The following is a 21,795-nucleotide window of genomic DNA, read 5'->3' as shown; positions in this document are numbered from 1 at the left end:
GGTGTAGGAGTCGTGGTTGTCCACGAGGAGCAGTCTCAAGAGGAAAACCCCAGGTAGTGGGCCTTGTGTGACCCTGGGTCCCCCGGTCTGACCGGGGGATTCCCAGGATCTCCACTCCAGATCCACTCCATATGGAGTGAGGCCTGGAGGGACAACAGAACGCCCCCGGGCGGCGGTGCAACGCCGGTTCCGAGGGCTGACCCGCCTCACTGATCTGAGCAGGAGTCGAGCTGTGAACAGCGTATCCTTCGCCGCCCCGTTGGTGGCACCCCCGAACGTCCTGAGCCTCTTGGCTGCCCTTCCCCACTCTTCTTGGATGTGGGTGGCTTTCGCCGTCGCCGTTCTGGCGGTGGCTGCGCGTCTGACCCGGCAGCGCACCCCGATCACGACCCTCGACACGCACGTCGCTGACACGAGCGTGGAGGTTCAGCGATGAGCGCCCCGACCATTGACCTGTCTCTGCGGTCCATCGCTCTCGTGCGTGCTCTGGGCACGGGTGACGAGATCGAGGCCGCGCACATCCTCGGCACCCTTGACCCGCGCGAGTCCCTCGGGATGTTGGTGCAGACCGCGCAGATCGTCGTGACGATGCAGCGTTCCCTTCCGGGCGACGTGGACTCGCTGTGCGACCAGCTGGAGCGGGGGGTCCAGCGATGACTCTCTCTCCCCTTGAGGTGTACGCGCAGCGCCGCAAGCGCACCGAGATCCGGTCGTAGACCCGGCCGGTGCCTCTGGCCCATCCCGCCCGTCCTGCGGGGTGGACCGAAGGGTCCGCCCGGGCCATCACGAATCAACGAAAGGTCTCACATGAAGTCGTTCATCGCCGCGCTGATCACCGCGTACTCCGACAAGTACTTCTGCAGTAACTGCAGCTACAAGTTCCGCTCCCAGGAGGCGCTGGACGCGCACGTCTGCCACACCTACTACCCCTAATCCCCACTCAGCGCCGTGTGATGGCGGTGCCGCCCTTCGGGGCGGTGCCGGGACCACACGGTCCACAGACCAAGGAGCCCCGCATGGCTACCGCGCCGGCGGCAGCAGCAAGACAACAAAGCCCCCATCCCAGTGGATGGGGGCGTTTCTGCGTGCCGTCAGGAAGCTTGCCGACGTTGCTGTCGTCGTTCCGCGGCTGCCTGCTTGACGGCCTCTGCAGCGTCCGGGTTCAGGATCCGGCGGATGGTTTCGCGGGTGTACCCGGTGGCTTCGACGATCTCCTTTTGCGACATGCCGTCGGTTTTGGCTTGGCGGATCGCGGCGTCGCGTTTGTCTTTGGCGTCGTCGAGTGCCTGTTCGTACTGGGTGATGGCGGCGCGCAGGGTGTCGGGGTTCATGTGTTCATTGTGCCTGCGGTGTGGGCGCAGGTGGAGGAGGTGCGTTGACATGACTATCATCGTAGGCCTATCGTCATAGCCATACAAGCTACTGCCCCACCCCAGAGGAGACCCCATGTTCGCCTTGATCGCCGTTTTCGTCCTTCTGCCCCTCGGCGTGTACCTCGCCTGGTCCGGGCACCGGGCCAGCTGACCCCAGACATGAAGCGTCCCGCTCAGCGAATCGAGCGCTGGCGGGACATCCGATCCCTAGGAGACCGGCAATGAACACCGTACCAACGCAGGAACCCGAGGTCAGCACCCTCGGCATGATCCTTTCTTGGGTCCCGTCTTGGGCCCCGTGGGCCGTTGGCGTGGCCCTGATCGCGGCTGCGGCTTGGTGGGGCCTTCCTCCCCTGCTCCGGACCGGTGTGCCACAGCGGGCCGCCAGGGCCGTTGTGGCATGGGCCCGCGACTTGCTGATCCAGCGGCTCGCCGCGTCCACGCCCGCTAGTCCGGCCCAGCCTGTTGTCGCCGCGGCGGCGGAGTCGGAGGCCCCCCGGGACGTCCCCCCCGTCCCGCTGGCCGCGTCCCCCCAGTCAGCGAAAGCCACGGTTGCGATCGCCGCAGTACCGTCCATCGCGTCCCTCGTGTGGACCGCGTGGTCGCTCATGGACATGCTCCCGACCCCGTGGCCGGTTGGTCTCGCGGTCGGCGTGGTCCTGGACATCGCCCTGGTGTCCGCGGTCGCGATCGCGTGGATCAACCCCGGCTCCGCCCGCGGCGCGAAGAAGTTCGGTTGGTTCGTCGCTTCCATCGCGGCTGTCCTGGTGGGGTGGCACGCGTTCGAGATGCTCCCGGTCCTCGCGGTCCTGGGTATTGTCCCGCTGGTCGCGAAGGGCTTGTGGCACATCGCGCTGAACACCCGGCTGGCGCGCGCCGCCGCTGAAGAAGCTGAGAAGGAGGCCGCCCTCAAGGAGGCCGCCGAGAAGTTGGACCGCGAGGCGGAGCTGTCCACGGACCCGAGCCACGAGCAGAAGCGTCTTGTTGCGCAGAAGCGCCGTGACGCCGCGCATGAGAGGGAGCTCGCTGAGGCCGAGGTTGATTTCGACAACGCCCGCGCGGAGCGGGACCACAAGCTGAAGCTCGCCGCGATCCGTCGGGCTGCGCAGGAGGCCCGGGAGATGGAGCGCGAGGACGCCGAGACCATCAAGCAGCGGGTCGCGCTCGTCCGGGAGATTGAGGCGGGCCGGGGTCTCGCGATCGGCTCAGGCGGGGACGCCAGGAATCCCGCAGTCGCGTCCCCCTCTGCGTCGTTGATGGGGTTCGGGTCCGTGATGACCGCTGACCTGGGCACGTCCCGGGGACGTCCCGGGAGCGTCCCGTCTGGGATCGACCCGGAGTTGCGGGAGCTGATGACGTACATCGCGTCCGCTGGCGAGAAGGCTTCCGTGCGAGGAGCCGCCGCTGAGCTGAACGTTACCCCGCCGACGATCCGCCGCTGGCGCGAGAAGGCCGAGGGGCAGGGCCTGGACATGTCTGCTCTGCGCCGCCGGTCGAAGTAGTCCCGATCCCCGGGACGCCGTGCGCGTCCCGGGGCCGCCCCCTTGGGGGGTGTGCCCGCCTCCCCCGCCTTGACCTTGCGGGGTGGGTGCGCACACCAGCCAAGGCCGGGACAGGCCGACGAGCACCGCGAGGTGAGCGTGCCGAAGCCCGCCACTCCCCTGCCGCTACTCCAGGAAGAAGGACCCATGTCCGAGAAGAAGCCGTTCCTGTCCACCAGTGAGCTGGTGTCGATCGGGTTCGCGAGCGTCGTTGTCGCTCTGCTGGCCCTGTTCGGCGCCCCTGACCTGATCACGATCCCGATCTCGGTGTTCACCGTCGGGTGGGTCGGGTTCGCCGTCATCCGCAACCACATGCGCAAGGAGGCCTGACGTGTTCGGGTTCCTCGCCTTGTGCATGTTCCTGCTCGCCTCGTACCTCACCAAGAAGCTGAGGCACACGAAGAAGGGCCTCATCGCTCTCGTGGTGGGTTTGGCCGGGTCGATGCTGCTGTACCGATCCGGGGCGTCCATGGCGGCCGTCCAGTGGGCGAACTCGACGTTCATGGGGCCCTTGGCCGCGACGTGGGGGTCTTGGACCGGAGAGTCCCTGCCCGTGGCGACGGTCTGGTCGGTGGTGTGCATCGGAGGATTCATCGCGACCTGTATCGACCTGCGCTACGACCACAACTACAACCCCGTCGCGATCGTCGCGCTGATTATCACCCCGATCGCCGCACGTGGCTCGGCGGGCGGTGTCATCACTGGATTCATCGACTGGATCCACACCATGGGCGCCGGCGTGGCCGCGTGGGCTGTGGGTGGCGCGGTCGGCTGAACGCAGTTGGGCCGCCTCGGGGACTGCGACCCCGGGCGGCCCTGCCCCTCAATGCTGTTTGCCGAACAAGGAGAGACGAGAAGAGCATGGCACAGAAGAAGCAGGTCGACGAGATGGACCCACATACCGACGGTATCCCCATGGGGGCCGTGTGGGAGAGGGACGACCCCGGGACGCAGGAGACCACACACGAGACCCACAGTGCCGTCCCCCGGGACGCAGACGAGCAGCCCGAGGAGAACACCAGCAGGCCAGAGGGCGAGACGGAGGGGACGCCCACCGAGGGTGTCATCGTCCCCAAGGGCACTCCGGACGACGCCGTGTCCCCGAAGAAGGCCCTCCTCCAGGACGTCAACACCAAGCTCGGCGCGAGCCTGGCCGCGTGGCACACCTACGCCTTGCTGGCCTGCCACAAGCGGTGGCAGACCATCGAGGCCTACGTCCAGGACCCCGACCTGTACGAGGAGATCGTCACCGAAGCGCGCGCGGAGATCCGCCGCGAGAAGGCCGCGGTGGCGAAGCGACTCGACAAGGCGAAGATCCGCAAGGACCACGCTCAGATCGAGGTGCTGTCCGAGGAGCTGGACGAGCTGAAGAAGCGCGCCCCGTCGGCGATGAAGATGGACGCGCTCACCCTGAAGGCCCGCGGTGGTCGCCTGGCCCGTCAGCTGGCTGTTCCGGCGGCGGTGTTGTTCGGTCCGGTCGCTGCCGGCATCGGTGTGGGTGCGTGGTGGGCGCTGCTCGCCTACCCGGTCGCGTGGGGGTGGCTGGCCGCCCAGGGCCACGCGATGGCGGTCGCGGACGGGACGGTGACCGTGACCGAGGAACCGGCGGAGCGGGCACGTGAGCTGGTCGGACAGGCGAGCGTCCCGGGGGACGTCCCCCGGGACGTGGTGGTCGGCGCGACCGAGGCGGAGAACCTCATTTTGGGGCACCTGTCCGAGTGGGAGACGCGCACCGAAGGCCGCGGTTTGGAGGGGGTCGTCCCCGGGACGCCCACGGTGGACGCGCTGGGAATCCGGGTGGTGCTGACCACCTCCGGGAAGTTGACCCTGGAGCTGTTGAAGAAGAAGCTCCCGGTGGTCCGGGCCGCCCTTTCCGTCCCCCGGGACGTGCGCACTGACCTGCACCCCGGCGAGGTCGGCGACCAGGCGGTGCTGCGCATCCGAACCCGCTCCCCCGAGCGGGACATGGCCTGGAACCCCAGGAGGGACGGCATCGGTGTGGACGCCGACACCGGCAAGCCCGTCACTCTCCCGAAGGGCCGCAAGCTGATCGCTGGCACCAGCGGGTCGGGCAAGTCCGTCCTGTTGCGCGTCGTCATGGCCGAGGCCATGCACTCCGGGGAGCCAACCGTTGTCGTCTACATCGACGGCAAGGGTGAGGAGTCGGCGCTGTGGCGAGGCAAGATGCGCATCGCTGTGGAGCCAGAGGACATTCACCAGGTGCTGTCTGAGCTGGCCCGAGAGTCCCTGGACCGCCGCCGGATCATGCAGGACAAGCAGATAGCGACGTGGGTGCCGACCAAGTCTCGGCCGCGGATCGTGGTGGTGGTCGACGAGGGCGCGGAGGTCATGGCCTTGGACGACCCGGAGGACGGCCTGGACATCATGGCGCCGCTGCGTTCCTTGGGCCGGACGGGCCGGTCAAGGTGCATCGATCTGGTGTGGGCAACCCAGAAGCCGACGATCGGCGCGGGTATCGACTCGCAGATCAACGGGGTCATGGACGTGCGCGCGGTGTTGCGGACGGCGGGTGCTACCGAGACGAGGCAGGTGTTGGCGTCCAAGTGGACCGCCCACGAGTTGCCGGAGTTCGGGCACGCGTATGTGAAGGGCACGGGCCGGGGTGAGGAGCAGGCTCCAGTGCAGGTGTGGGACCTCTCTGATGACGACCAGGTGACGGCACTGCCAGTGCGTCCGGTGTGGGCTTACGCGCCTGACCCGCAGGCGCCCGAGGTGGAGCAGGGACAGGCTCCTGAGGGTGAGTTGCCGCCGGTTCTCGCTGCGGCGCTGCTGCTGTCGGAGGGGGCTGACGGGGTCACTGGGCATGACGTCGCGGCGGCGTGCGGGTTGGACTTGCTGGATACCCAGAAGGCGCTCCGTGCTGCTGGGGTGAAGGCTGGCCGGTTCACGAACGGGTCGGGTACGCAGGTGCGCGGGTACGAGCGCGTGGCCCTTGAGGAAGCGGCGTCTCGTTACTCGGTGTGAGTGTCTTGGGGGTGTCTGCGCTGTCGGAGTGCAGACACCCCCTCTAGACACGCTCAAACCCCGCCCCTGTAAGGGTTTCGACGTTTCCTAGGCGCCCTAGACGCCTCCTGGCGGGCGAGCGTCACTAGAGCAACCTTCCCAGCTCAGACGCACTTTCTGCCCGCAGGCGACACCTCAGACGCTCGCAGGCGTCTATCCGCGTCTTCTCACTCTCAGCAACCAAAGGAGCTCCCCCTCATGGCCATCAACATCACCACTCACGGCATCCTGCGCGGCTCTCCGCCGGCCGCCCCGAACTCTGTCCGCGTCGACCTCACGGTCGCCCTCCGGAACCCTGCCGATGACCCTCGCATGATCGAACTGGCGGGCCTCGACGCTCGGGTGCGCGACCACGCTCCGACTTCACGACCGACCCCGAGGTGTCCGCGGTGACCATGCGGCGGGCCGCCGAGTTCGCATCCCTCGGCCAGCACGCGTCCTTTAACATCGGCGCCGCCGCCGGCCAGCCCGTCTCGCACCTGCACGCCCACGTGTGGTCGTGCACCGGCTCGGACATGCCATGGGAACCGAAGCAGCCAAGGCTGTGACCCGAACAGAAAGCACGAAGCCGTCCCGGGGACGTCCCCGGGACGGCTTTGGTCGTCTAGTCCCGTGGTCGCTTGAAAACCGACCGGATTGTCTTCTGCCCGCGGTCTTCGGACAGCACGATCTCGGAGACGAGTTCCCACCCGTCGGCGCCCCAGTTGTGGAGTTGGCCGGCGTGCGGTCCTCCGATGATCTCTTCGATGCGGTAGTCCCAGCGGATCTTGTCGGCCATGGCTCCTCCTTGGGGGTTCCCTTCAAGGGTAGGCGGGACGCTGGAGGGACGGGGGCGTCTCGTGGGACGTCCCCGTCCGAGAGAAAGTCAGGGTTCCCCTTCTCCCCCCTTACCCCTGGAGGTCTTCATGATGGGCTCTTCGCACGCCGCGACCGGTGTGCTCGCCGGAGCGGCGGTCGGCGCGCTCGCCGGTACCGAGGTAACCGACGTGGTTCTGTGCGCGGCCGTGGGCGCCGGCGCCGCGTTGCTCCCTGATCTGGATGAGCCCGGGTCGACGGTGGGCCGGTCCTTGGGGGTGCTGTCGGAGAAGACGTCGGCTGGGCTCCGAGGTCTGTCGCGGCGCGTGTACCAGGCGACGGGGACCGACTACGAACTCCGCGCGGGGAAGGATGGAGGGCACCGCCACCTCACGCACACGATCCCCGCGGTGCTGGTGTTCGGGCTGCTGGGGTTCCTGGTCGCCGCCGTCGCGCCTCTCGGGACCGCTGTGGTGGTGTTCGGGATGTCGGCGTTGGGGGCTGGCGTGGTGGCCCGGTCGCTGAAGGGGTGGGGAGCGCTGCGCAAGCGCGAGGCCGCGGCGGCGGTCCTTGCGGTGGTGCTGGCGACCGTGGCGGTGTTCGCTCCGGGTGGCGCACCGTGGCTGATCGGGGTCACGGTGGCCGTAGGGAGCCTGACTCACATCCTGGGTGACTGGCTCACGAGGTCCGGTGTTCCGCTGGCGTGGCCGTTGAAGGTCAACGGGAAGCGGTGGTGGATGTTCCGGTCGCCGGTCGCGTTCCACACCGGGAAGTCGCCGGTGGAGGTCGGGATTCGGTGGGCGTCGCTGCTCGCCGCGCCGGTCCTGCTGCTGGTGTCGGTTCCTGCGGTTCCTGCGGGTTAGTGTCTCGTCGTCTCGTCGGCGGCGAGAAGGCCCCACCTTCGGGTGGGGCCTTCTTTGTGTCTGGGGTCTGACCGGTGATGATGGTCGGATGGTTGAGGAGTGGTGGGTCCGGTGCGTGGGCGGCCCGGAGGATGGCGAGTACATCTTGGTGGAGCTGGTGGATGGACGGCTTCCGCCTGTCGTCCAGGTCGAGGAGCGCACGCAGGGGCGGTTGGTGGTGCACACCTACGAGCTGTTGCAGGACCGTGCCGCGGCGGCGAAGGCCACGTACCGGTTCGTTGATCCGGAGGGTTGATGTTCGTCCGTCGCGCTGTTCCTGATGATGGCCCCGCGATCGCTGGCCTGTTGATGCGTGCCGCGGCGCGTTTCGAGGTGAAGGACTATCCGCTCGGTTCGTGGCCGGACGGCATCGAGGTCCTGGTGGCGGTGGAGGACGACCGTCTCGTGGGGTGGGTGGAGGGCGTCCTGGATGGGGCGTACACGGGCCCTGGGGCGCCTGTTCCGCCGCCGCACGGGTACGTCCTGGGGATCGTCGTTGACCCGCTGTGGCGGCGTTTGGGGGCCGGTCGGGCGTTGTTGGACGGGTTCGTTGCGGTGGCGCGCGCGGCGGGGGTGCGGTGGGTGTTCCTGTTCCCCGAGGAGGGCGAGGAGGTCGAGGGCCGGGTCGAGTTCCTGCGCGCGGCCGGGTTCACGCCGGTGGATGACCCCGACGAGAAGTACCCCGCGATGGGCCGTAGCTCCTGTTGATCCGGCCCGATGGAACAGTGACCCCTGGCGCCTGTGGCTGGACCGTGAGTTCCTCCGAGAGGTCCTTCTCTCCGAAGTGCTCTGGTCGGTCCCAAGTCACGGTCATGGTCAGAGGCGGAAAGGAACCGTCAGTCAGCAGAGAGGCCTCGAAGCAGACGAGAATGGTCCTCCCCCGGTGAACATCAACTCCGTCGGATGACCAAACCAGTCGCGGCCCCTCTGCCCTCACGTTGAACGCTGCTTCATCGCCGATATTGGTGAGCTTCGCGGAGCACAGCCAGTGGACCTGGTTCACAGGTCCTATCCCACTCGGGGCGACCTTCCAGCCAGCTCGTCGACTAGCGGCTTCTCCCTCGGTTAGCTCGTTCGACCGTTCACTTGCGTCAGCAGACCTGATGGCGGCTTGTGCTGAGTTCTCAGAGGCGTCTGCGGACCTGTCGGCCGCGGCGGCTGATCGTTTCGCAAAGTAGAGTCCGATGCCTGTGACTACGACGGAGCCGAGAGCGATCACTGCTGCCGCGATGGCGATCCAGTCGCCTGAGTCAAGGTTCATGGCGTCAAGCTAGCGGCCTCCGAGGGCCGCCGCTCCTGCTGTCCGCTTCCGGTCACTGCCGAAAGTCCCTGCCGGTGCGGGTTCGGGTCCGCCAAGATGAGCACACACGGAGCCCTCTGGAGGTAAAGCATGCCTGATCTCCCTGACTTGCCAGACGACCTGTTCGGTCTACTGTCGGCCATTGTGCTCATCTTGGTTGGAGCATCCATCAAACCTCTGACCTCATGGATCGATGACACACGAAAGAGACGATACAAGCGTAAGGACCACGAAAGACAGCAGAAGCAGTTCCAACTGGAAACGAAACGCGCACAGTTGACGCAGATCATTGACCAGTACGCCGAGATCGGCGAGGCGATGTCAAGGCGGATTGAGGGATGGGACAGCTTTAACCCCTACGAAGAAGCTCGAAACCTTCAATACAGCGCCATAAAGTTCGGCGACCAAGAGATTATCGACGCGGTCGCGAAGCTTCATGCAGGCGGGCCGGGAGATGAGTTCCTGTTGCTGGTCACGAGAAAGATCCAGGCTTTGGATGATCCTGCCCCCGTCAAGGGTTGGCGTCGACTGTTCATCAAGAATCGGCAGACGCCATGAGAGGCCGGTCTGGGGCGTCAGCGGGAGACGCCCCGGGAGGGGAAGGTCAGCCGCGCGAGATCAGCGGAACCAGCAGGTCCCGCCGATCCCGGTCGATCAGGTAGTCCACGAGGCGGCGGACGCGATCCGGGTGGTCGTTGTGCTCGACGTTGAACAACGGGCGCTCGTGGCGGATCGATGCGGCCTCCACGACCTCCGCGCTCGCACGCGTGGGGAACCGCTTCATGGTCGACCGGACCGCAAAGTCCATCCACGTGGAACGACCCTCATGCGATGCCTGACGCCTCGGGAGCGAGTTCGTGATGCCGATGTACAGGAGGACGTCGTTCGCGTCGTAGTAGTGGTACAAGAGCGTCTCGTCGGCGCGACGTCGGGCGCCGTGAATAGGCTCCTGCCACTCGCCGTACTTGCGGCGGTAGGCCTTGATGTCAAAGACCCGGTCCCCCTTGACGTGGGGCGGGGTACGTTCCTCGGGGAAGAGAATCCCGAAGGCCCCATCGCTCCCCTCCTCGTCGTAGTACATGAGACGGGCCATAACAAGCGTGTCGATGGCGTTTTTGATTAGGTCTAGGTCGAACCCGGTGGCTTCGGTCATTCGTTCGCGGGGGCTTCTCTGGCTGGTGGCTTGGTCGGCGATGGCCATGGCAACTTCGGTGATCTCGGGTGAGAGTCCTTCTTCGCAGACGAATGCGCGCCAGGGGGCAAGGGGGTCTGGGGTAGCGTTCATGTTGCTGCCTTCCTGGTGGATCAGGTTGGTGGTCAGGGCCCGGCCGGTGGTGGATCACTGGCCGGGCTTGTTGTTTCAGGCTTAGAGCAGTGCTTCGTCGTACACGTCTTGGTTCTCAGGGTTCCTGTATGGCGTGTGGCCGTTCCTGGCGCGGCGTTCTGCTCGCTGCTGGTCTTCCCATGTCCACCCGCCTGATGTGGCCTGTGCAGGCTTCTGGAGGCCGCGCACCTGTGCAAGGTCCTGCTCCAGGAGGGCCACGTCGCGGCCAGACAGATACCCCGCTGGTGAGTGGATACGAACACCGTCAGCGGCAGCTTGGGAGATCACCAGCCGCTTGATGGCGGTGGCTTCCTCGGGGGTGGGTGGCCCGCCTTGGGCTTGGGCGTCGGTGCCGCTGAGCTTGTCGATGATGACTTTTTCTGGAGATTCCCTCTTCGTCTTCCTTTCCGGGCCCTCGCCCTGCTGGAGCTCAGCAGGAGCGCCAACGGAAGAGGAAGAGGTTCGTGTAGTTAGACCTGCGTCTAGTTCGCCCTGCGTCTTGTTACGGTCCCCGATCCGGGGGTACGTGGGCCCCGATCCGTGACTACGTGGTCCCGAATCCGGGACTACGGGGCGACCGGTCCTCTTCGCGCTCTCGCGGGCCCTGCGCTCCTTGATCAGCTCGCGGGCCTCCGCTGACACCTTGGTCATGGCCTTGGCGTCTCCGGCGATGGCTTTGAGGGGTTCGAGGAGTTCCACGAAGCTCGTGGCGGTGCGCTCGCCGGGCGGCGGGTTGAAGCGGATGCCGTAGGTGTTGCGGGACCGCATGCCGCCGATGGTGTTCGTGGTCTTCTCCACGATCCGCGCCTGGATCAGCTCGTCCATGTAGGGCGTGACGGACTTGCCCTTGGAGAGTCCCAGGGTGACGGCCAGCAGGTTGAGGGATGGCCACACGCTGGTGTCGCCGTTGGCGCGGCGGCCTTGGTTCACGAACGTGGCGAGCACGGTGTAGAGGTGCCGAGCGGTTGGTGAGAGGTCGGATCGGAAGGCGACCCAGTGGCCGACCTGTGTGAAGGTGGGCTGGTCGAGCGCTTCGATCTCGAAGGCGTCGGTGCTCATCGTGCGCCTCCCTGGGGGAGGTACGACGTTGTGACTCGCGGGGTAGCGACCCGGTTTCGGGTACGAGCTACCATGTAGCTAAGCTTCATGCCTAGCCGCCTTTCCTGGGCAATCAGGTAGGTGGTCAGAGCCCGTCGTGGTGTTACCAGCACCCGGCGGGCTCGCTTTATGTAAATGTGTTCCCAGTTTACCTGCTTCGCACCAGTTCCAGAGGACCAGAAAACGGTGCGAGCAGGGGCTTCGGGGCTACCCCCTCCCCTTCTCCGCGCGCCGCCGCGCCGCCGCTTCCTTCACGGCCTCCGCAGCCTTCGGGTCGAGAATCCGGCGCACAGTCTCTCGGGTCAGGCCGGTCGCTTTCACGATGTCGGCCTGCCGCGCTCCTTCCTCCTTCGCCTGCCGGAACAGCTCGTCGCGTTCTCTCTTCGCCTTCTCGGCCTGCTCAACTGCGGTCGTGTAGGCCTCGTGGGCTTCGGTGAGTTTCCGGGGGTCCATGTCTTCATTGTGGCAGTGACTGTTGGCCTGTAGCTGTAGGCATGGCGGTGTTGACATGTCTGCCATAGTAGGCCTACAGTTGCAGACAAGCAAGAGACGACAACCCCCAAGGAGCCCCCATGAAGCCCTACGTCTACGAAGACGCCGACGGCGCCAAGCTCAAGATCGAAGACGGCTACATCACCGCGATCGTGGACGGCGGCGCAGTCGAAGCCCTCGTTGACCTCCCCGAGGTCGCGGATGACGCGATGGAGCTGGCCCGGAAGATCCTCGAAGCGTCCGGCATCGACGCCCGCATCATCACCGAGTGACCCCCTGGCCCGCCCCGCCCAACGAGGGAGCCCCCATGTCCACCTACACCCCGCGTGCTGGCGACCTCGTCCGCGACAACGACGGCGAGGTCTGGTTCATCTACGCGTCCGAGGCGTACCCCACCCACCTCTACGGCATCAACGCGTCCTACGACCCCGGGCAGACCGGACAACCCATCAAGACCGTGGCCACCCAATGGGGCCCGCTCCGCCTGGAGCACAGGCCCACCAACATCACCAGCTGAACGAAGGAGCCCCCGATGCTCGCCCACAACACCGTCAACTACATGCGCTACATCGCCCGTGACCTGCTCGGCCACGACCTCGTCGGAGCCCCGTACACCCCGCACGGCGACACCCACCCCACCGAATGGCTCATGTACGCCGGACCCAACGGCGACCTGCTGGCCCGCCACATGGAGGACTTCGGATACACGGTCACGTCGCACGGAGGCGGGACGATCGGCGTGTCCGGCACCCCCACCGCAGTCGAGCGTGTCCGCGACCTGGAGATCCGGCAGGCTCAGGCCCGAGTGGAGGAGATCCGCACCACGGACCCTGAGCGGCTCATGCAGATGGCGGAGCGATTCTGACCCTGGGGAGAAGGCCGCCCCAATCGACGCACACCTCCAAAGGAGCAACCAAATGGACCCGTTCGAGTTCTGCGCCAACCGCCGCCCCCGCAGCCGCAAAGCTGTTCAGATCACCACCGACAACCTCGACCAGGTCGCCGCCGCCGTGCTCAGCGGCTACGTCGTCAAGGAACGCACCGGAGTCGCGTTCTCCGGGAGCGGGCGAATGCGGTTCGCTCGTATCGGCGAGTGGATCGTCGCGGGCCACGAGATGGGTATCTGGGTGTACCAGCAGTACACCGACGAGGAGTACCAGGACGCCTACCGGCCTCTCACGGAGGAGGAGCTGGCGTGAAGCGCACCGTGAAAGCCCGTGACCTCGGCCCCGGTGAGGCCCTGGTCAGCCCGCCGTGGATGGTCGTCACCGACATCGAGGAGCGCGGCGGTGTGTTGCGCGTGCACGGGTGGACCACCCTGCACCCCGGCGAGGATGTGACCGTGCAGCCGCCGCCCGGAAGCGCGGAATCGGCCCGGCACGCGGCCCGTGAGATCGACACCGTCGACCGCCGCAACCAGACCTGACAGCACAGAGGCCGCCCCTGCACCAATCAGGGGCGGCCCGGAAGAAGACTACCGAGGAGACACCGTGAACACCGACCCCTGCGACAGCACCGCCTGGAACGCACTCCCCAGCACCGCCACCGAACCCCGGCGATGCCGCGAACCCCACGGGCACGACGGATGGCACACCGACGGCACCATGGCGTGGGATGGCCATGGCCACGCTGGACCAGTCCGGCCCTGAACACTTCGGGCCCCACCACACGGCGGGGCCCGTCCGCATGTCCGGCTACTTCGGGGGTTTCGAGTCCCGCGCTTCGTGCATCCACGCTAGCGGCGACCGGTCCAACGCGAGCTTCGCCAGCCTCTGCGCGCTGTCGGTCTTCAGCGCCGCGAGCGACGTGTCGATCCACGCCTGCGTGTCCGCCTGGTCCCGGTACTCCACCGCCTGGAGGAGGCATTCGAGCTTGTCGGCGTCCTTCGCGCAACGCGCCTCGGCCGACTCCCGAGCCTCGTACTCCGCTTCCGCGCCGCCGATCAGCCGGGCGAGACCTTCCGGCATCCCCGCCGTCTGATCCGCGGTGACCTCGGCATTCGAGGACGCCTTGAGGTATCGCTTCCCGATGTAGGGGATGTCCGTCAGCCGCGTCTCCTGGGTGTCGTGGAACAGAGCCAGGAACGCCGCCCGCTCCGCGCTGGCGCCTTCGAGCTCAGCGATGACAGCGGCGACGATCGCAGTCCGGTGTGAGTGGTCCGCGATCGACTCCGGGTCCGGGACCCCGGCGACCACCCACCCGGTGCGCTTGTACCGCTTGAGGAGACCCGCCTCGTACAGGTAGTCCAGTGCCCGCACGTCCTGCTGCTCACCCATGGAAGGCCTTCCTAGCGCCGTTGAACCGTCCGAAGAGCGTAGGACACCTCTTCAAGTTCGCGCTTCGACTGGGGAGAAATGGAGGCCTCCGACAGCATCCGGGCCACCGACCCGATCAGGTCGTCCGCGATCTTCTTCGTCAGCAGCCCCGGTTTGCGGATGATCAGCGCCCACAGGGTGTGGCAGACCACGTCGACGTACACGTTGTCGGGGGTGAGTCGGCCCATGAGGTGCTTGAGTAGCCGGTCGCCGTGCCAGGAGTCCACGTCGAGCTCGACCATGAAAGTGTCCGCCAGCTGTGGGTCCGTCACCTCTCCCAGCCAGTAAGCCCAGTAGTTGAGGTTCGCGATCTCGCAGGCGTCCGTGCTGATGTGAACGTCGATGAACGATGGCAGCGCCTCTTCGTCTCCCGTGCGCGCGAGCGTGTGAGCCCCCGACCGCACCACCGCCCACGACGGAGTCCACTCCACCTCCGATCCGAGACGGCGTTGCTCTGCGCGCTGCATCACCGCGAGCCACTCCACCGTCTCCGAGGACTTGTCGAACCCGGCCACGTAGTGGGCCTGGCGGCGGAGGAGTGCGCCCTCGACGGAGTCTTTCGCGGCCTGCTCCGCAGCGGCCTGGAGGTGCGACACCATGTGGCGGCGCTCGTCCGCGCCCATGTCCGGTCCAGACCCCGACGGGCCACGGCGACGGAGCGGCGCGACTTCCTTCAGCTGGTTCGGGACGTCCCCCGTGAAAGGCCACGCCACCAACTCCGTGAACGGCCTCGTGATCACCCACGTCGCCAACGGATGGTTCTCCAAGTCGATCGGCCCGTCCGCGGCCATCACGTACCCGATGAACCGGTCCGCTTCCATCCCGGTGTCCAACTGAGCGAGAAGCTTCGGTGACGCACCCAGCCGGTGAAGGAGGTGACGGAGCTTGAGGTACGCGCCTGCGGAGATGGCCATCAGCGGGCGCCGCCCCGACTCCCAGCCCTGGAGCGTCGACACGTCTACCCGGGCCTTCTCTGCGAGCTGCTCCTGGGTGAGGCCGACCGTCTGCCTGATCGTCTTGAGGACGTACCCCGACACCCTCCCCTCCCGGTCCGTGTCAACACGCGGAGACAAACCCTGACCAGCAGTCAGAGTCGAGGAAGCAGTGCGCTTGGCCATGGGGGTTCTCCGAGGGGGTGACTCGTACTCCCGGTCCGTGGTCCGGTCGCACGGCGGTCCGTAGCGTCATAACCACAGTACAGAGCAGCTGATTCGGGTGAGGCGATGACGGTGAGCGCAGTGGACACAGGGTCCGCCTACGAGCGGATCGCAGCGGACTACCCGCGCTGGCACGTCACACACGCCGGCGACCCGGGGCAGTGGGTGGCGTCCCACGACGACGTCACCGACCTCGTGGTCGCGGCGACCGTGGAGCGGCTACTCGACCGGCTGGAGATCGCTGAGCTGAAGCGGCTGACGAAGCGCTGGCGCCGGGAGTGGGTGGTGTGGCGGTCCCAGGGCGGGTCGTGGATGGCTACCGCCCGGGTTGACGATGTTGAGCCGACGCTGATGTGCGACTCCCCCGTCGAGCTGGAGGAGCGAATGAGGAACCCGAGCCTGTGGGCGCAGCGTGCGCCGGGCCCGAGGAGGCCGCTGTGACCGACAAGCTGTCTCCCCGCGAAGAGGAGTTGCACCGCCTCCAGGGTGAGCGTGTCCGGCGGGAGCTCGCGGACGAGGAGAAGTACGGGCCCGCTCCCCACTTCGGTGGTGGTCCGTTCGGATCGACCGGCCTCACTCACCCCGACGACCAGTAGAACTTCCGCACGTCCGGGCCCCGAGGCGGGCGTGCGGGACCAGGCGCCGACACGACATCCATGAGGGGGAGTGGCGGCGGGGGTCGGGAGGTGCAACTCCCGACCCCACCAAGCTTCCGGCCTTCGGGCTGGTGGTCCGGGTGGTGACCGGACCCCGGGGTGACGCCCGGCGACACCACAGGGGACAGCGCGCCCCCTCCGCCGCATTAGGTGATACGCGCAGCAGGACGGTCCGGCGGGGAAGAGCACCGCAAAGGTGAGCCGGACCGGCCCCCGCCCACAACCCAGTGGGCGGGGGTTTCCACATGTCCAGCAACAACTCCGAGACTTCGCAACCGCGTCGCGCTAGATTGGTGTCCTGCTCCCCGCTATTGCGGGGGTGGTCCACTCAACCGCGATGAGTGCTCCCCGCGCACGCGGGGATCGAGAACCCCACCTACGGGTGGGGTTTTCTCGCGTCAAGGCACCCACGACCGCCAGTGCCACACATCCGCTGGGCCGCCCGGAGCAGCCGTGTACAGCACCCTGCTCAGCGGGAGCCCCTGATCATCGTCCGGGGCGCCACTGGAGTCCTCCGGGACGAAGTCCATCCCGGGCTCCGGGTCGTCGAAGACCGCTTCACGGTCCACCGGCAGCACCCCTCCATCCATCGGCCCGCCGACGAGCTTCACGTCCACCATGTCGTCCATGCGCTGAGGATCCCACCCCACACCGACAGGCGCAGGAGGTGGCCCAGATCGGCCACGCGGGTACACCACCTGCATGGACACTCCCCTGCCCCCGGAGCCCGAAGAACCCCCGCTCACCCAAGAAGAGCACGCGTGGCTCTCAGGCCTGCTCGACGAAGTCGGGCCCGAAGGCGCCTACGAGATCGCGGAGTACCTCGGCATCGACCTGGACATCTAGCCCAACAGTGACGCGGGACCCTGAAGGACTATTGGGACAGTAGAGAGTCACCAAGTTGGGAGCTCTTACGCCCGTCTGGGAGCCAATCGAGAAGTTCTCTGGTTGTTCCGGTATTACGGAAGATAGAGTGTCGTCAACGGTTGCTCACTACAACCGACAACTCAGGCCCGCCCCCTCGAAGAGTGGGACGAGCCTGAGAATGAGTGAGTGGCTAGAGTCCGGCCAAAGTCCTAGCCACTCAGAACAACTGGATGATCGCGGTGAGGATCGCCTGTCCGGCGCCGCTTGCGGCTCCAGACACGAGACTGATCAACACGATCTCGCGCCACAGCGGGCGGTCCTCGCCGTATCCAGCATCTTCCATCGCAGCCCTCACTCTCGGAGGACCGGAGGAGTTCTTCCTCCTGGCCTCCATCAGAGGTAACGACCCAGCTCTGTTACTGGGGCGCACCCCCCGACGGAGATGGAAGCACCCAGCGGAAGGGTATCGAGGGCCAGGGCGCCGCACTCTCGGATTGAGAAAATCGCCCCAACTAATCTTGTTTGCGCATGTCAGGCACCATGGGAGTATGCGCAAGCCAGAGTGGGACGTGGAGAGGGCCCTCGACCCGTGGCTCCTCACAGCCGTCCCTGAACTCCGTGACCGGCCGCGCGCTGCCGCGAGGATCGGCTGGCGGATCGCCGTCGCGATGCTGAGGGCCCGAAGCCGAGGCGGGGAACCGGCGCCCTTGGCCTTGTCCTGGACCATCCCGTTCGAGGATGTGGAGGGACTGCTCCGCCTCGACACGATCCGGCACGTGCGTGGGCTCCAGGCCTCGTCGAAGATGACCGCGCCCGACTTCGTTCTCGAAGAACGGCTTGAGTACCTGCGGGCGGTCGGGCCGGACCTGCCTGTCGAGGTTCCGAGGTAGGGCTACGTCTCGGCGTTCAGATCCTTCGGGACGTCCTCAGGTGTCAGGTCGGGGCGCACGCGGACGTACCGGACGACGTGCCGCCACCGGCCCGCCACTTCGGCCGAGTCCGGTAACACTTCCACCACGACTTCCGGGACGACCTGCGTGTAGTGCTGGCGGCCTTCGCTCCCCCACGTCGCGGCGAGGGTGCGGGGCCAGGGGTGGTCGTCCGTCTTCACCATGTGGGGCGCGAGCTCCTCGGACTGCTCGGGGGACAGGTCCGTCGTGCGGCCCGCCACCCGCAGCTCCCCGGTCACCGAATCCACACGGCCCAGGATCAGAGCGCGGGGCGCACGGGCGTGCCCAACGACTCCGCCCACGATCGCCTCCGTGGTGACCCGGTGCTTCCACTTGCGCCACCCCCGGCTCCCGGGCCTGTACGAACGGCGGCCGTCCTTGATCATCACCCCCTCCACGCCCACCGCGGGCATCTCCTCCCACCACTGGACGGCGACCTCGGGGTTGTCGGTCTGCCAGCCGAGCGAGAGCAGCGACGGCTGCTCGACCAGGCCCATCAGACGCTCCAGTTCCCCGCGCCGGTGGGCGAGCGCCCGGTGTGTGAGGTCGCGCCCACCGACCCGGAGCAGGTCGAACACCACGAGGTGACACGGCTCGGAACGCGACAGCGCGCGGGCGCGACGGACAGAGGCGGAGTTCCGCCTCAGCAGGGCTTGGAAGTCCAACCTTCCGTCGTCCGCCCACCGGATGATCTCCCCGTCCAGGAGCACGCCCTCCGGGAGTGCCGCCAAGGCGTCAGCGATCTCCGGGAACTTCTGGCGGAGCGGCCGGTCCTGCTTGGACGACATCCTCACGGGCCCCGTCTCAGCCAGGCACCGGAAGCCGTCCCACTTGGGTTCGTAGAGCAGGCTCTCCCCCGTGGGGAGTTGATCGACGGCGGTTGCGAGCATCGGTTCCACGATCGGCCCCTACCCGGCACCAGCTCGGCAGGAGACCAACTACAGGTCTAGACACGAATGAAGCCCCGCCCTTAACCGGGCGGGGCTTCATGCAGTCTGACGTGCTTCATCAAGCAGGGCGCTCATCCGCTCAGGGCTGCGCGCTCGCGCGTACCGGAACGCCAGGGCACGCGCCGCAGCACTCCCCCACCGACGCGACATCCGCTCCTGCGGTGGATGCCACAGATGCCACAGCGGCGCCGACCCGCGCCACCCCTCCCCGGCCAGGGCCCGGAGGGCGTGCGCCCACGACTCGTCCTCCCCGGACCATCCGACGAACCGGGGATCGAGCGGTGCTTCCTCGTAGGTCTCACGTCGAAGTACGACCATGCCGCCGCCCGGCCACCCCTCATACGGGCGCTGGGTCAGATCCATGCCGACATGCGGGTCGTGCCCGTCGAGGACATCCTGCGTGGCGGCATGCGTGAGCCGCCGGACCGGGCCGTGCGGCATCGCCCACGCCACACCCGCCTGCACCTGGTCGACGGCGGTCTCCCAGCCCGGCGACCACACGTCGGCGTCCGCCACAACGAGGACGTCCCCGGAGGCGCGGCTCAACCCATCAGCGACCGCGCGCGCCTTGCACCACGGGCCCTCGTGCTCACCGACCACGACTTCGTGACCAGTCGCTGTCCAGCGGGACACCGTCCACGCAAGCGCCGCTTCACGATGCCGACACCCGGCATCCGGTGCCCACGGGATGATCACAGAGACTCGATCGCGTCCACCCACGCGCCCACCTCCTTGCGGGGGTCGAGTTCTGCGGACCGGGCGAGCGCCTTCTTCGAGGCGGTACGCCACCCGACGCCGAGGAGATCACGTAGCGCGGTTTCCCATGCGTCGATGTCGTCGACGTCGGCGAAGGTTCCGGCGTCGCCCAGGGCCTCGCGAAGGCCGGCCGTGGGGGCGGCGATGGTGGGGATTCCGGATGCCGCGGCTTCGACGGCGACCATCCCGTAGGACTCCTCCGCGCTGGGGACGAGCAGCACCTTCGTGTGAGACCAGACCTTGCCGCGCATGTCGGCGGTGTGCGACTGCCAGCGAACGTTGGGCAGACGCTTTCGGACCTGTTCGGCTTGCTGGTATCCGCCCTCAACTGCGAGGAACCCCACCTCGGGCATCCGCCGAGCAAGCTCGTAGAACACCTCGCTCCCCTTCGCGGAGATGGGGTTGATCAGCGTCACCCGACGGCCCGGACGCGTCCGGTGCCGGTCGGCGTAGACGGGCGGGTGCACGATCAGCGTTTCACTGCGGTGCCTGAGGTCCCGCGCCACGTGCTCGGAGTTCGCGACCACCAGATCCGCGCCCGCGCGCACGTCCTTGACCACCCACGGGGCGGCGGAGTGCGCGAGGAGTACGAACCGAGCGCCGGCCTTCTTGGCGAGCTTGCGCGCCAGCGGAACGCTCTTGAGATGCGACACCACCACGTCGGCATCCACCGACTCCGGGACGCCGGCGCGCACCGTGATGCCATCGACCACCGCGTCCTGTTCCTCATCGGTCGCCCACGCCTCAACCTGGTGGCCGCGCTCGGCCAGCGCCTTGAGGAGTTCGTGCAGCATGATTTCGGCGCCCGCCCGGTGAGTGGGCAGGTAGTAGTGGGCGAGCGCGACGATACGCCGCCGGGTCGGGTTGGGGGCGCCGGTCAGACGCCGCATGGCCTCCGGGGAACGGCGCGCCCGCACGTACTGCTGATGGCGTGCCCGGTTGGCCCGGTAGGAGGGAGAGCGCAGGTTAGCGGCAGGCTTGTGGTGTAGGTGGGTGATGGTCCCCTCGTGGCGGACGGTTTCGCCGAGCAGACAGTTCGCGGCCGTGTGAAAGGCGTCGTCCTCGAAGCCCCACCCCTTGAACTCCTCGTCCATGCCTCCGACAGCCCAGTAGGCGTCGACGGAGATCACCCACACCCCGCCGATCGGGCGCCGTGACTCGTCCTCCACGGGCGCGTCCATCGGGTCCACACCGCGCGCGTAGACCGCGAGGGTCCCTTCGGGGGACAGGGCACGGTAGCGGGTGTAGGGCAGGTGAAGCCGGCCGTCGCCTGCAGCGCCGTTGATCGCGTCCCGAAGCGCGCCCTCCTCGGGGAGCGTGTCGGCGTCGCACAGCACGACCACACCCGAGCCTGCGCGGCGCACCGCCTCGTTACGCACCCTCGCCCGGGAGAACTCGCCGTCGACGTCCACCACCAGGTGGTGGGCGTCGGGCAGCATCTCCCGCAGGCGCGCGGACACGTAGTCGGCGTGGATCTCCCGATCCAGCATCCCGGGCCGGAACGGCACGCACACGGTCACCTTCAACGCCGCCCCCTCGCCGCCTTTTCCGCGGACCACAGGTAGTAGCCGAGGACGTCTCCCTCACGGGCGTCGACCAGGCCCGCGCCGAGCTCCCGGCGTATCTCCCGGGAGCTCCAGTGCTCCCTATGGATCTCGAACCAGTTCCCGTTAACGTCGCCCTGGTCGTGGTGGGCGAGCGGCACCGACACGAGGATGTTGTGAGCCCAATCCCGCATCCGAGCGAGCACACCGCGCGCCTCCAGTTGGGACATGTGCTCCAAGACGTCGGCGAGGATCACCAGGTCCGGATCTCGGACGAGCGTGTACGGGTCCAGGTGGCGGATGTCGGAGACGACCACCCAGTCGTAGGCGTCGAACAATCCGTACTCGCTGATGTAGGGCGCCCACGCCTCCACGCCGATCCACCGACAGCCGTCGGGTGTCACGTCACGGGCCAGATGGACGTAGGTTCCCTCGCCGGGGCCGACGTCCACCACCACGGAGGGCGCGAGAGACTGGATGATCTCCCGCGCCCACTCCTTGCCCTCACGGTCGGAGGTAGGCACTCACGACCCCTCGCCATGCCGGAACGTGTGCGGGGCCGCGTACCCGCCGAGGAACGCCGCCACCGGCGGGAGGGCAGCCACGAGCAGGAACGCCACCGGTTCAGGGAGGGGCCCGAAAGCGCCGGGTTCCGCGAGGAACGCGGTGATGACAGCGAGCGCCACGCCAGCGGCGAGACTGCCCAGCGATGCCACGGTGACCTTCGTTTCAACCTTGGACATGGAAACCT

Annotated in this window: 33 protein-coding genes; 19 read left to right on the top strand and 14 right to left on the bottom strand. The window is 67.4% G+C overall.

All coding sequences use genetic code 11. The features are described 5' to 3' along the window. The first annotated feature begins 432 nt into the window (after positions 1-432). Positions 433-657, top strand: coding sequence for a hypothetical protein (locus tag ACFW3L_RS24640; protein WP_378746955.1), 225 nt, complete (start codon positions 433-435; stop codon positions 655-657). Positions 658-807: 150 nt separating this feature from the next. After that, positions 808-933 carry a hypothetical protein gene (locus tag ACFW3L_RS24635; protein ID WP_378746951.1) on the top strand — a complete coding sequence of 42 codons (126 nt, stop codon included), beginning with the start codon at positions 808-810 and terminating at the stop codon, positions 931-933. A 158-nt stretch (positions 934-1,091) separates the two neighbouring features. Here ACFW3L_RS24635 and ACFW3L_RS24630 read toward each other — a convergent pair whose 3' ends face one another. Further along, positions 1,092-1,331 (bottom strand): hypothetical protein, encoded by a 240-nt coding sequence (locus ACFW3L_RS24630; RefSeq protein WP_378746946.1) that lies wholly within the window; start codon positions 1,329-1,331, stop codon positions 1,092-1,094. A 650-nt stretch (positions 1,332-1,981) separates the two neighbouring features. Between ACFW3L_RS24630 and ACFW3L_RS24625 the strand changes: the two genes are divergently transcribed. From ACFW3L_RS24625 to ACFW3L_RS24610, 4 genes are all read left to right on the top strand, one after another. Next, positions 1,982-2,875, top strand: coding sequence for a hypothetical protein (locus ACFW3L_RS24625; RefSeq protein ID WP_378746942.1), 894 nt, complete (start codon positions 1,982-1,984; stop codon positions 2,873-2,875). Between the two features lie 186 nt (positions 2,876-3,061). After that, positions 3,062-3,244 carry a hypothetical protein gene (locus tag ACFW3L_RS24620; RefSeq protein WP_378746937.1) on the top strand — a complete coding sequence of 61 codons (183 nt, stop codon included), beginning with the start codon at positions 3,062-3,064 and terminating at the stop codon, positions 3,242-3,244. Between the two features lies 1 nt (position 3,245). Beyond that, entirely contained in the window at positions 3,246-3,689 is a 444-nt protein-coding gene (locus ACFW3L_RS24615) for a hypothetical protein (protein WP_378746933.1), read from the top strand. Between the two features lie 86 nt (positions 3,690-3,775). Next, positions 3,776-5,899 (top strand): FtsK/SpoIIIE domain-containing protein, encoded by a 2,124-nt coding sequence (locus tag ACFW3L_RS24610; RefSeq protein ID WP_378746930.1) that lies wholly within the window; start codon positions 3,776-3,778, stop codon positions 5,897-5,899. Positions 5,900-6,542: 643 nt separating this feature from the next. Here the strand turns inward: ACFW3L_RS24610 and ACFW3L_RS24605 are convergent. Further along, positions 6,543-6,716 (bottom strand): hypothetical protein, encoded by a 174-nt coding sequence (locus tag ACFW3L_RS24605; protein ID WP_378746921.1) that lies wholly within the window; start codon positions 6,714-6,716, stop codon positions 6,543-6,545. 127 nt (positions 6,717-6,843) lie between these two features. Between ACFW3L_RS24605 and ACFW3L_RS24600 the strand changes: the two genes are divergently transcribed. The 4 genes from ACFW3L_RS24600 (at position 6,844) to ACFW3L_RS24585 (ending at position 9,493) form a co-directional block, all read left to right on the top strand. Continuing rightward, entirely contained in the window at positions 6,844-7,596 is a 753-nt protein-coding gene (locus ACFW3L_RS24600; protein ID WP_378746917.1) for a metal-dependent hydrolase, read from the top strand. An 88-nt stretch (positions 7,597-7,684) separates the two neighbouring features. Next, entirely contained in the window at positions 7,685-7,891 is a 207-nt protein-coding gene (locus tag ACFW3L_RS24595; RefSeq protein WP_378746912.1) for a hypothetical protein, read from the top strand. Beyond that, the gene (locus ACFW3L_RS24590; protein WP_378746908.1) at positions 7,891-8,343 is read left to right on the top strand and encodes a GNAT family N-acetyltransferase; all 453 of its coding nucleotides are present in this window, start codon (positions 7,891-7,893) and stop codon (positions 8,341-8,343) included. Before ACFW3L_RS24595 ends, ACFW3L_RS24590 begins: the two co-directional genes overlap by 1 nt. 682 nt (positions 8,344-9,025) lie before the next feature. Continuing rightward, entirely contained in the window at positions 9,026-9,493 is a 468-nt protein-coding gene (locus ACFW3L_RS24585) for a hypothetical protein (RefSeq protein WP_378746899.1), read from the top strand. A 46-nt stretch (positions 9,494-9,539) separates the two neighbouring features. On the opposite strand, the gene ACFW3L_RS24580 is transcribed toward ACFW3L_RS24585, so the two are convergent. The 3 genes from ACFW3L_RS24580 to ACFW3L_RS24570 form a co-directional block, all read right to left on the bottom strand. Further along, the gene (locus ACFW3L_RS24580) at positions 9,540-10,136 is read right to left on the bottom strand and encodes a hypothetical protein (protein ID WP_378746895.1); all 597 of its coding nucleotides are present in this window, start codon (positions 10,134-10,136) and stop codon (positions 9,540-9,542) included. A 165-nt stretch (positions 10,137-10,301) separates the two neighbouring features. Further along, complete coding sequence (locus ACFW3L_RS24575; RefSeq protein ID WP_378746891.1) at positions 10,302-11,318, bottom strand: hypothetical protein; 1,017 nt, start codon at positions 11,316-11,318, stop codon at positions 10,302-10,304. A 246-nt stretch (positions 11,319-11,564) separates the two neighbouring features. Then, the gene (locus ACFW3L_RS24570; protein WP_378746886.1) at positions 11,565-11,810 is read right to left on the bottom strand and encodes a hypothetical protein; all 246 of its coding nucleotides are present in this window, start codon (positions 11,808-11,810) and stop codon (positions 11,565-11,567) included. 119 nt (positions 11,811-11,929) lie between these two features. Here ACFW3L_RS24570 and ACFW3L_RS24565 point away from each other — a divergent pair, with 119 nt between their 5' ends. The 5 genes from ACFW3L_RS24565 to ACFW3L_RS24545 are packed head-to-tail and all read left to right on the top strand — an operon-like array spanning position 11,930 to position 13,275. After that, a complete protein-coding gene (locus ACFW3L_RS24565; RefSeq protein WP_378746883.1) occupies positions 11,930-12,121 on the top strand; it encodes a hypothetical protein in 192 nt (63 codons plus the stop codon). Between the two features lie 35 nt (positions 12,122-12,156). Further along, entirely contained in the window at positions 12,157-12,366 is a 210-nt protein-coding gene (locus tag ACFW3L_RS24560; RefSeq protein WP_378746878.1) for a hypothetical protein, read from the top strand. Positions 12,367-12,381: 15 nt separating this feature from the next. Continuing rightward, on the top strand, positions 12,382-12,714 hold the full coding sequence (locus ACFW3L_RS24555) for a hypothetical protein (RefSeq protein ID WP_378746873.1): 333 nt from the start codon (positions 12,382-12,384) through the stop codon (positions 12,712-12,714). Between the two features lie 52 nt (positions 12,715-12,766). Then, positions 12,767-13,048 (top strand): hypothetical protein, encoded by a 282-nt coding sequence (locus ACFW3L_RS24550; RefSeq protein WP_378746870.1) that lies wholly within the window; start codon positions 12,767-12,769, stop codon positions 13,046-13,048. After that, positions 13,045-13,275: a hypothetical protein gene (locus ACFW3L_RS24545; protein ID WP_378746867.1), complete on the top strand. Its 231-nt coding sequence runs from the start codon at positions 13,045-13,047 to the stop codon at positions 13,273-13,275. Before ACFW3L_RS24550 ends, ACFW3L_RS24545 begins: the two co-directional genes overlap by 4 nt. Before the next feature lie 268 nt (positions 13,276-13,543). Here the strand turns inward: ACFW3L_RS24545 and ACFW3L_RS24540 are convergent, their stop codons facing one another. Continuing rightward, entirely contained in the window at positions 13,544-14,125 is a 582-nt protein-coding gene (locus tag ACFW3L_RS24540) for an HD family hydrolase (RefSeq protein ID WP_378746863.1), read from the bottom strand. A gap of 11 nt (positions 14,126-14,136) precedes the next feature. Next, entirely contained in the window at positions 14,137-15,201 is a 1,065-nt protein-coding gene (locus ACFW3L_RS24535) for a helix-turn-helix domain-containing protein (protein ID WP_378746853.1), read from the bottom strand. A gap of 186 nt (positions 15,202-15,387) precedes the next feature. Here ACFW3L_RS24535 and ACFW3L_RS24530 point away from each other — a divergent pair, with 186 nt between their 5' ends. Both ACFW3L_RS24530 and ACFW3L_RS24525 read left to right on the top strand, forming a co-directional pair. Next, a complete protein-coding gene (locus ACFW3L_RS24530) occupies positions 15,388-15,762 on the top strand; it encodes a hypothetical protein (RefSeq protein ID WP_378746847.1) in 375 nt (124 codons plus the stop codon). Further along, positions 15,759-15,917, top strand: a complete 159-nt coding sequence (locus ACFW3L_RS24525) for a hypothetical protein (protein WP_378746845.1) — start codon at positions 15,759-15,761, stop codon at positions 15,915-15,917. Before ACFW3L_RS24530 ends, ACFW3L_RS24525 begins: the two co-directional genes overlap by 4 nt. A gap of 458 nt (positions 15,918-16,375) precedes the next feature. Here the strand turns inward: ACFW3L_RS24525 and ACFW3L_RS24520 are convergent, their stop codons facing one another. Then, positions 16,376-16,606: a hypothetical protein gene (locus tag ACFW3L_RS24520; RefSeq protein ID WP_378746842.1), complete on the bottom strand. Its 231-nt coding sequence runs from the start codon at positions 16,604-16,606 to the stop codon at positions 16,376-16,378. A 73-nt stretch (positions 16,607-16,679) separates the two neighbouring features. On the opposite strand from ACFW3L_RS24520, the gene ACFW3L_RS24515 reads away from it, so the two are divergent. Further along, positions 16,680-16,823, top strand: coding sequence for a hypothetical protein (locus tag ACFW3L_RS24515; protein ID WP_378746839.1), 144 nt, complete (start codon positions 16,680-16,682; stop codon positions 16,821-16,823). Positions 16,824-17,061: 238 nt separating this feature from the next. Here the strand turns inward: ACFW3L_RS24515 and ACFW3L_RS24510 are convergent, their stop codons facing one another. Continuing rightward, positions 17,062-17,187, bottom strand: coding sequence for a hypothetical protein (locus tag ACFW3L_RS24510; RefSeq protein WP_378746835.1), 126 nt, complete (start codon positions 17,185-17,187; stop codon positions 17,062-17,064). 205 nt (positions 17,188-17,392) lie between these two features. Between ACFW3L_RS24510 and ACFW3L_RS24505 the strand changes: the two genes are divergently transcribed. Then, on the top strand, positions 17,393-17,734 hold the full coding sequence (locus tag ACFW3L_RS24505; protein WP_378746831.1) for a hypothetical protein: 342 nt from the start codon (positions 17,393-17,395) through the stop codon (positions 17,732-17,734). Between the two features lie 2 nt (positions 17,735-17,736). On the opposite strand, the gene ACFW3L_RS24500 is transcribed toward ACFW3L_RS24505, so the two are convergent. From ACFW3L_RS24500 to ACFW3L_RS24480, 5 genes are all read right to left on the bottom strand, one after another. Continuing rightward, positions 17,737-18,684, bottom strand: a complete 948-nt coding sequence (locus tag ACFW3L_RS24500; protein ID WP_378746827.1) for an ATP-dependent DNA ligase — start codon at positions 18,682-18,684, stop codon at positions 17,737-17,739. A gap of 96 nt (positions 18,685-18,780) precedes the next feature. Continuing rightward, a complete protein-coding gene (locus ACFW3L_RS24495; RefSeq protein WP_378746822.1) occupies positions 18,781-19,344 on the bottom strand; it encodes a hypothetical protein in 564 nt (187 codons plus the stop codon). 92 nt (positions 19,345-19,436) lie between these two features. Beyond that, positions 19,437-21,020 carry a glycosyltransferase gene (locus ACFW3L_RS24490; protein WP_378746966.1) on the bottom strand — a complete coding sequence of 528 codons (1,584 nt, stop codon included), beginning with the start codon at positions 21,018-21,020 and terminating at the stop codon, positions 19,437-19,439. A 2-nt stretch (positions 21,021-21,022) separates the two neighbouring features. Beyond that, complete coding sequence (locus ACFW3L_RS24485; RefSeq protein WP_378746817.1) at positions 21,023-21,568, bottom strand: hypothetical protein; 546 nt, start codon at positions 21,566-21,568, stop codon at positions 21,023-21,025. Continuing rightward, entirely contained in the window at positions 21,569-21,787 is a 219-nt protein-coding gene (locus ACFW3L_RS24480) for a hypothetical protein (protein ID WP_378746814.1), read from the bottom strand. Between the last annotated feature and the right edge of the window lie 8 nt (positions 21,788-21,795).

Source organism: Nocardiopsis sp. NPDC058789, assembly GCF_042745575.1.
Classification (GTDB): domain Bacteria; phylum Actinomycetota; class Actinomycetes; order Streptosporangiales; family Streptosporangiaceae; genus Nocardiopsis; species Nocardiopsis eucommiae.
Note: the sequence above shows the minus strand (reverse complement) of the source record. Positions and strands in the feature narration are given on the sequence as shown.